Origin of the sequence: Actinomadura montaniterrae (assembly GCF_008923365.1) — a bacterium.
Classification (GTDB): domain Bacteria; phylum Actinomycetota; class Actinomycetes; order Streptosporangiales; family Streptosporangiaceae; genus Spirillospora; species Spirillospora montaniterrae.
Window position 1 is genome coordinate 1 of sequence record NZ_WBMR01000337.1, and the last position, 7,619, is coordinate 7,619.

8 protein-coding genes are annotated in these 7,619 nt (G+C 73.7%); 4 read left to right on the forward strand and 4 right to left on the reverse strand.

From position 1 onward, the window contains the following. Window positions 1–348, forward strand: a 348-nt coding sequence (locus F9B16_RS47550; RefSeq protein ID WP_151546864.1) for an integrase core domain-containing protein, incomplete at its 5' end; no start/stop codon positions are given. A gap of 10 nt (window positions 349–358) precedes the next feature. Here F9B16_RS47550 and F9B16_RS47555 read toward each other — a convergent pair. Both F9B16_RS47555 and F9B16_RS47560 read right to left on the reverse strand, forming a co-directional pair. Then, complete coding sequence (locus F9B16_RS47555) at window positions 359–1,336, reverse strand: zinc-binding dehydrogenase (RefSeq protein ID WP_225992606.1); 978 nt, start codon at window positions 1,334–1,336, stop codon at window positions 359–361. A 94-nt stretch (window positions 1,337–1,430) separates the two neighbouring features. Further along, entirely contained in the window at window positions 1,431–3,149 is a 1,719-nt protein-coding gene (locus F9B16_RS47560; RefSeq protein ID WP_192809354.1) for a LamG domain-containing protein, read from the reverse strand. 194 nt (window positions 3,150–3,343) lie between these two features. Between F9B16_RS47560 and F9B16_RS47565 the strand changes: the two genes are divergently transcribed. After that, entirely contained in the window at window positions 3,344–4,318 is a 975-nt protein-coding gene (locus F9B16_RS47565) for a UbiA family prenyltransferase (RefSeq protein WP_151546866.1), read from the forward strand. Here F9B16_RS47565 and F9B16_RS47570 read toward each other — a convergent pair. Continuing rightward, a complete protein-coding gene (locus F9B16_RS47570) occupies window positions 4,311–5,381 on the reverse strand; it encodes a hypothetical protein (RefSeq protein WP_151546867.1) in 1,071 nt (356 codons plus the stop codon). The two genes, F9B16_RS47565 and F9B16_RS47570, sit on opposite strands and share 8 nt — an antisense overlap. A 178-nt stretch (window positions 5,382–5,559) precedes the next feature. On the opposite strand from F9B16_RS47570, the gene F9B16_RS47575 reads away from it, so the two are divergent. Continuing rightward, complete coding sequence (locus F9B16_RS47575; RefSeq protein ID WP_151546868.1) at window positions 5,560–6,231, forward strand: aminoacyl-tRNA hydrolase; 672 nt, start codon at window positions 5,560–5,562, stop codon at window positions 6,229–6,231. An 85-nt stretch (window positions 6,232–6,316) separates the two neighbouring features. On the opposite strand, the gene F9B16_RS47580 is transcribed toward F9B16_RS47575, so the two are convergent. Then, complete coding sequence (locus tag F9B16_RS47580) at window positions 6,317–6,955, reverse strand: hypothetical protein (RefSeq protein WP_151546869.1); 639 nt, start codon at window positions 6,953–6,955, stop codon at window positions 6,317–6,319. Window positions 6,956–7,161: 206 nt separating this feature from the next. Here F9B16_RS47580 and F9B16_RS47585 point away from each other — a divergent pair, with 206 nt between their 5' ends. Beyond that, window positions 7,162–7,458: a hypothetical protein gene (locus F9B16_RS47585; protein WP_151546870.1), complete on the forward strand. Its 297-nt coding sequence runs from the start codon at window positions 7,162–7,164 to the stop codon at window positions 7,456–7,458. Window positions 7,459–7,619 lie beyond the last annotated feature (161 nt).

Below are 7,619 nucleotides of genomic sequence, written 5' to 3' on the forward strand. Positions count from 1 at the left end.
TTCCTGCACCGCGCCGCCGACTTCTTCGCCGCCCACGGCATCACCCGCATCGAGCGAGTGCTGACCGACAACGCCTGGTGCTACAGCCACAGCCGCGACTTCGCCGCCGCCCTAGCCGAACTGGACGCACGCCACAAACTCATCCGCCCGCACTGCCCCTGGCAAAACGGCAAGGTCGAACGCTTCAACCGCACCCTGGCCACCGAATGGGCCTACCAGCAGGTGTTCACCACCAACACCCAACGCACCCACCGCCTGACACCCTGGCTGAACTACTACAACACCCAACGCCCACACACCGCACTCGACGGCCACCCACCCATCAGCCGCCTGTCACCAACGTCATGACCGAGTACATCTAGAGGCGCACGACGAGCTTGCCGGTCGCCTCGTCGGCCTCCATGTACCGGTGCGCGCCGGCGATCTCGTCCAGCGCGAAGACCCGGTCGATGTTCGGCCGGAACCGGCCGCTCTCCACCCCGTCGACGAGCCGCTGCAGCGTCCCGGCGCCCGCCGCGCCCTGGAGGTCGTCGCTGTGGAACACGGTGAGGCGCGTCCCGCTGCGCATCGCCTGCATCGGCTCGAACTCGCGGAGCACCCACTCGCCGCTCAGGATGCCCGTCATGCACACCGTCCCGCCCTTGCGGACGAGCCCGAGCGAGTCGGCGAGCGTCGCCGCGCCGACGAGTTCGAGCACGTGGTCGGGGCCGTCCGGGACGATCGCCCGGACCCCGTCCGCGATGCCGCCCTCGTCGACCACGACATGGTCGGCGCCCGCCGCCTCCAGCGCCTTCACCTTCCCGGGGTTGCGCGTCGTCGCGATCGTCCGCAGGCCGAGGCCCTTGGCGAGCGACAGCGCCGCCATCCCGACCGACGACGTCCCGCCGCGCACGAGCAGCGTCCCGGTGCCGGCGCGCAGCGCGTCCAGCGACCCCTGCGCGGTCAGGTACGTCTCGGGCAGCGCGCCGAACACCTCCCAGTCCAGCCCGGTCGTGACGGGGATCAGCAGGTCGTCCGGCAGCAGCGCGTACTCGGCGTAGCCGCCGTCGAACGCGCGCCCCATCTCGCCCATGACCGCGGCGACCCGCGTCCCCGGCGCGAGCGCGCCGCCGGCGGCGACCTCCCCGACGCACTCGATCCCGAGCACCCGGGGGAACCGCACGCCGGGGGAGTGGCCCTGCCGGGTGAACATCTCCGACCGGTTCAGCCCGAACGCCCTGACCCTGACCAGCGTCCATCCGGGCCGCGGCTCCGGAACCGGCACCTCGCGCACCCGCAGCACGTCCGGCGGCCCCGGCCGCTCCGCGACCGCCGCCCGCATCATCCTCGAAGTCACGGCAGAGACAACTACCCACCCCACGGAGATCATCCCAGCGGGGCGGTGGCGACCCCGCCCGGCCGCCACCGCCCGGCCGCCACCGCCCTCCGGGTCAGCCTACGTTCCAGGGGCCGGTCGGAGTGTCGATCTCGATCAGCTGGGACAGACTGGCCACCTGAGTCTCGTTCAGGGCGCCTTGCAGCATCCACACATCGTCGACCGCGCCCGACCAGTACTCGGGATCGCCGAACGCGGAGCGTCCGACCTGCAGGCCGCCGGCGGCGTCGAAGGCGCCGACTCCCGCCTTTTCGGAGCGGTCCTGGTCGAGGTTCCCGTTCACGTACAGACGAGCGGTTCGCGTCACGGCGTCGTAGACCACCGCGATGTGGTCCCACCAGCCCTCGGAGCGGTAGTTCTCGATGACCGTGCTCTTCGCATCGGGGACGTCCTCTTCGGTCATGACGAGCTGCCACTTGCCCCGGTAGGGGTCCTCGCTGGGCAGGTACCGGACGGAGAGCCGGTCGCCGTTGCGGCCGGGCAGTGACAGCAGGGTCATGGGCCGGCCCGCCCATTGCTCGACGTCCGCCCAGGCCGTGATGGAGAAGCTCTTGTCGGTGCGCGCCACCGGCCCCGCCGTGTCGGCGTAGGCGCCGTCACCGTTCAGCGTCAGGCCCGCCGGTGAGGAGAAGCCGCCGAGACCCGCGTCCGGGTCGATCGCCGCACCGCCATGGAGGGTCATCGGGTGGCCGAACGCGGTGTCGTCGGCGCCGTCGGCGTTGAACTTCCAGCGCCCGCGCACCTCGCTCGGCACCTTCGCCATCTGCGCCGCCTCGTCGGGGACGACCATGCGGTCGTGAACGCGGACCTCGTCGACGTCGCCGTGGAACGGCCGTGCGCCGCCCGGTGCGCCCGCGCCGATCCGCAGGGAGCGCGCGTCCCATGCCGGGCCGCCCGCCGGGACGTCCGCCGCCGGCCGACCGTTGACGTACAGCCGGAGCCGGTTCTGCGTCGCGTCGTACGAGCCCACGAGATGGGCCCAGGTGTCCTGGTACAGCGGCTGCTCGGCGACGGCCTGCTCCGTCGCAGCGCCGGGGGAGTCCGAGGCCGACTTCACGAAGGCCCAGTGCCCGCCGACCGACTGGAGGGCGAAGGCGTTCGCGTGCCGTCCCGTCTCCGCGATGACGGTCCCGTCGCCATCGCCGGACGGCTTGGCCCAGGCCGAGAGGGTGAAGCTCTTGGACGTGTCCACCAGCGGCTTGGTGACCGCATGGCCGCCGGCGAAAGAGGCGGCCGTGGCGAACTGCCCCTCGGCACCGGTGGCGACGTTTCCGACCGCCCATGCGGACACCGGGTCCTCGCCCGTCCTGACCTCGGCCGCGAGCGTGCGTGTTCCGGCGGGCTCGTCGAGCTTCCAGTGGGCCTTCGGCGCGCTGCCCGGGTTGACGCGGAAGTCGTACTGGGTGGGCGGCCCGTTCTCGCCGTTGGGGCCGAAGGACCCGACCGTGAGGTAGTTGGGACCGTTCCGGTACGGGGCGATCGCCACGGTGACGGGAGCGCCGTTCTGCGTCGGCAGATCGAGGGGCTTCTGATCGTTGAGGCGCACCTCGTACCTGGCCGCCTGGTCGCTCGGGTCGTCGATGGTGAAGTTCCCGTACACCCCGACGCCGTCGTGCCATTTCTCGTCGTCGGGGTAGTCGGCCGAGGTGACGGTGGGCGCCGGAATCAGGATCCGGGCGTCGGCCCGGACCGCCCCGGCGCTTCCCGCCAGGGCCGCCGGCGTCGTCACCGTGAGCGCGGCGACCAGCGTTGCGAACCTTCGTCGTGGACGCATCCACACCTCCTGTACGCGACATGCGGCACAGCGGGGAAGGGAAGCGCCATCCATGTCTCTTCCGGATCGAGTGCGCTGATCTTGCCAGTTCGTACTGACGGAACGGGCGTTTTCAAGATCACAATTGTGGCAACGGTCAAATGGACGTAGTGTCCAATAGGGGGGCGCGGGGAGGATCACCAGGGGGTGACGGGATGCGCGCTTCCGGGACGCGGCACCATGTGCCGGTGCGGGCGGCCGTGCAGCGCTGGCGGGTGCTGCTCGACCTGTGGATCGTCGCGCGGCCGGCGATCTGGCTCGTCTCGCTCGTGCCGTTCTACGTCGGGCACCTGCTGGCGACGCGGTGGCTGATCGCCGGGCAGGACGCGTGCGTCCCGATGAGCGGCGGATGCCTGCGGGCGGTCACGCCCGTGCTGACCGGGCTCGTCGTCTGGGGACCGCTGGTCTGGCTGGCCGTGCTCGCCATCAACGACGCCTTCGACCTCGACGGCGACCTGAAGAACCCCCGCAAGGACGACGCGCCGCTGGTCGGCGGGCGGCTGAGCGTGGGCGGCGCGCTCGCCGCCGCGCACGTCACCGCGGCGGCGGCGCTGCTGGTCGCGCTGACCGTGCGTCCGGCGTTCGTGCTGGTCACCCTCGGGTTCCTGGTGCTGGGCTGGCTGTACAGCGTGCCGCCGGTCCGGTTGAAGGACCGGCCGGGGTTCGACGTCGCGACCAACGCGGCCGGCGTCGGCGGGTTCGCGCTGCTGGCCGGATGGACGGTCGTCCGGCCGATCGAGGGCTTTCCGTGGGTGATGGCGGTCGAGGGTGTCCTGGTCGCGACGGCGCTGTACGTTCCGACGACCGTCACCGACTACAAGGCCGACCTCGCCAGCGGGTACCGGACCATCGCCGTACGGCTCGGCCCGCGCGGCGCGTACCGGATCGGCCTCGCCGCGTGGACGGCGTCGTGCGCGATCGCGGTGACGCTCGCCGCGACCGGGCACGTGTTCCCGCACCGGACGCTGTGGACGCAGGCCGTGTCCGCGCCGGTGCTGGTCTGGGTTTACCACCGCTACCTCGGCCGGGCGCGCGAACCGGGCGAGGTGCTGCACGGCATCATCATCGCGAGCTGGGTGTTCCTCGTCCCCTACCTGCTGTTCGCGCTGATGTACGCGCGGGTCATCTAGGGGGCGGGAGCTCGCCGCCCGCCTCGGCGGCCTTCGCGAGCCGCTCGCGCAGCGTCCGGACGAGCGCGTCGCCCTGCTCGGTGAGCCGCTCGATCGCGGGCAGCGCCAGGTCGTCGCGGACGGTGTCGGCGAGCAGCTCGTCGTACTCGTGCGCCTTCGCCGCGAGCGACTCCAGGTGGCGGTGCGCGGCCAGCGCCTCGTCGGCGGCGCGGGCGCGCTCGGCGTACCGTTCGAGGGCCTCGATCCGGCGCGTCACCGCCTCGACGGAGATGTCGAGCTTCTCGCGGAGCGGCCGCAGCGCCGCCTCCACCTCCGGCAGCGGCGCCGCCTCCGTCATCTCCTCCTGCTCCCGGCGCAGCTTCGACTGCCGCGCCAGCACCTGCGCGATCTCCCACTCCTGCCGGGGCAGCGTGACCGCGTTGTCGACGGCGTCGAGCAGCCCCTCCCGGTTCACCTGCGAGTCGCGGACGGCGTCGACCGCGGCCTGCACGCGGGCCAGCAGTGCGCGGCCCGGCTCGTCGAAGTCCTCGGGGGTGAGGTAGCGGTGCCGGCGGCGCTCCAGCTCGCGTGCGCGCCGCAGGTCCAGCGAGACCGACGGGGTGCCGAGCGCGACCAGGACCGCGAGCATGCCGAGCCCGATCAGCCACAGCGAGCCGAGCAGCGGCGAGCCGAGCAGGCCGAGCCCGAGGACGGTCAGCGGCGCCAGCCACAGCAGCGGACGGCGGCGCGCGACGAGCGTGTCGAGCTCGGCGCGCAGCGCGGGATCGGCGACCGGGCGCGGCTCGGCGGCCGGGCCGTCCCCGGCGCGGCGCGGCGGGGCGATCCGCCGCCAGTACGCGCCGACATGGGTCTCGAACGCGAAGTCGGACGGCTCGATCTCGACCTCGGTGGCACCGGCCGGCAGCGGCCACATGCCGACCGGGTCGCCGCCGCCGGGACCGGTGAAGCGGACCCACCAGCCGCCGCCCGCGTCGTCGCACCGGTATCGCCCCGGGGCGACGTCGATGCCGACGAAGAACGTACCGACTCCGGGGATGGACTCGTTCCACGCGCCACTGGTCACCGGCGACCTCCGACCCGACCTCTCGCCGTGCCCCTCGCCCCCCTCCGGCGAGGGCCGTCCCACCGTGCTGCGCCCGCATCAGGACTGACGTCCGGGAGACGGCAACAGTTGCATTACCCACATCGTCCGCGGGAAAGCCGCGTCATGGACATCGGAACCGGTTTGGAATACTCCATGCGTGCGACCCGACCACGACCCTCTTGACGACCCGCCCTGGGCGATGCAACTGGTGGTACGCGCGGAGAAGGCCGATCCGCCCACCCACGGCGCCGTCTGCGAGGCCGCGGCGACCGCCGTCGTCCGCCTGCTCACCGACCCGCGCGCCACCGAACCCGATGGGGAGTGGCGGGACGCGGTGCACGAGTGGGAGTCGCGGCGGATCCGGAAGGTGACGCGGCGCGCGCGCGGCGTCCGCTGGCCGGAGGCGCAGGCGCTGCCGGGCGTGACGGTCGAGCACGCGGGCGCGCAGGTGCGGGCGTTCCCGCCGGGCCCGGTCGCCGACGTCCCGCCGCAGCTGGCGAAGCTCCAGGTCGCCGGGCTCGATCTCGCCGACGCCGAGGAGCCGGCGCCGCCGCCCGCGCCGCCCTACGCCGCGCTCGCCCTGAACCCGGACGTGACGATGACGACCGGCAAGGCGGCGGCGCAGAGCGGGCACGCCGCGCAGCTGCTGCTGCGGCAGGGGCGGCGCAAGGACGTCGCGGCGTGGGTCGAGGCGGGCGCGCCCGTTCACCTCGTCCGGGACGTGGCGTGGTCGCGGTGCGTCAAGGAGGCGGCCGTCGCGGTCCGGGACGGCGGCTTCACCGAGGTGCCGCCGGGGACCATGACGGCCATCGCCTGGATCGTCCGCTGAATCCCTGACGCGCCCGTGTCGTCCGGGCGCTCCCGTATCGTCCGGGCGCGCCGGTTGCGTCCGGGCGCGCCGGGGCGCGCCCGGTTCAGCGGTGCGGCAGCCGGTTGAGCGCGGCGAGCGCGAACTCCTGCGTCCGGGTGAGCCGCCGCGGCTCGCCGTCCGCACCGGGCTCGCCCTCTCCGCCGTCGCCGCCCGGCCCGGACGCGGCGGACGCGCGGACCGCCGCACCGCTGCCGACCTGCGCCTTCGCTCCGAGCCCGTACGAGACGAACAGCAGCACGACGAAGCCCGCTAGGTAGAGGAGGTGCTCCAGGAGCCCGCCCCACCGGCCGTCGAACACGTCCAGGACGGCGAACACCGCGAACCCCGCCATCCAGCCGGCCAGCGCCGGGACGAACCACACGTCGCGGCGCCGGACGATCCCCGCGGCCGCGACCGCGAGGAGGACGGCCTCGGCCGCCTTCACCGCCACCAGCAGCGCGCCGGCGTTTCCCGCGCCGAAGTAGCCGGCGAGCTCCTTGCGCCGGTCGCCCCACAGCAGCGCGGCGCCGACCAGGCTCGTCACCCCGTACGCAAGGAGGAACACGCCGACCGCGTTGTGCATCCGGTGCCAGGTGCTCGCCGCCGGCGGGGGCGGCGTGGCGCCCTCCGCCGGGCGCCGCTCGGGCAGCCGCTGGTCGGGCCGGGTCCACTCCGGGTTCGCGCCCGCGCTCGCCATCGCCATACGCCCCAACTTCCCCCTTCGAGTGCTATGCGCAAGATATCCCGGATGCCGTCCGCGGCCCCGGGGCGCCGCGCCCTTTGCGACGCTCGCGGCGCCGCCGGAGTTCGCGGCGCACCGCCGACCGGCCCGAAGTGCTTGCACCCGGGCCGGGGAAGGGGAAGGGTGAGACCTCGTCGGGCCGCGCGGAGTCCATGGGGAAGACAAGGATGACGCCTGACGATACGGGAACCGCCGCGCCCGCTCGGACGCGGATCGAATATCTGGAAGAGCTGGGCGACGAGCTGGTCCAGCGCGGGCTGCGGGTGCGCCTCACGCTGCCCCGCGGCCAGTCGCCCAGCCTGCACGTGATGAATCCGGACGCCTCCGCCCTGACGGAGAACATCCTCGCGGAGCGGGGCGCCGACGGATGGTGGTACTGGTGGTCGTGGGCGGAGCGCATCGCTCCCGCCGACGACGTCGCCGCCGCGGCCGACCGGGTCGCGCTGGTCCTTGCGGTCCACTGACCCGCCCGCCGGGCGGGTCCATCGCAGCACGACGGCACCGTGATCATGCGGCGGTGCTCCCGGCGCGCCGGGGCCGCGACCGCGTGATCACGGTCTTCGCCGCGCCCGCCCGCCCGGCCGTGCCCGCCCGCCCGGCCGTGCCCGCCCGCCCGGCCGTGCCC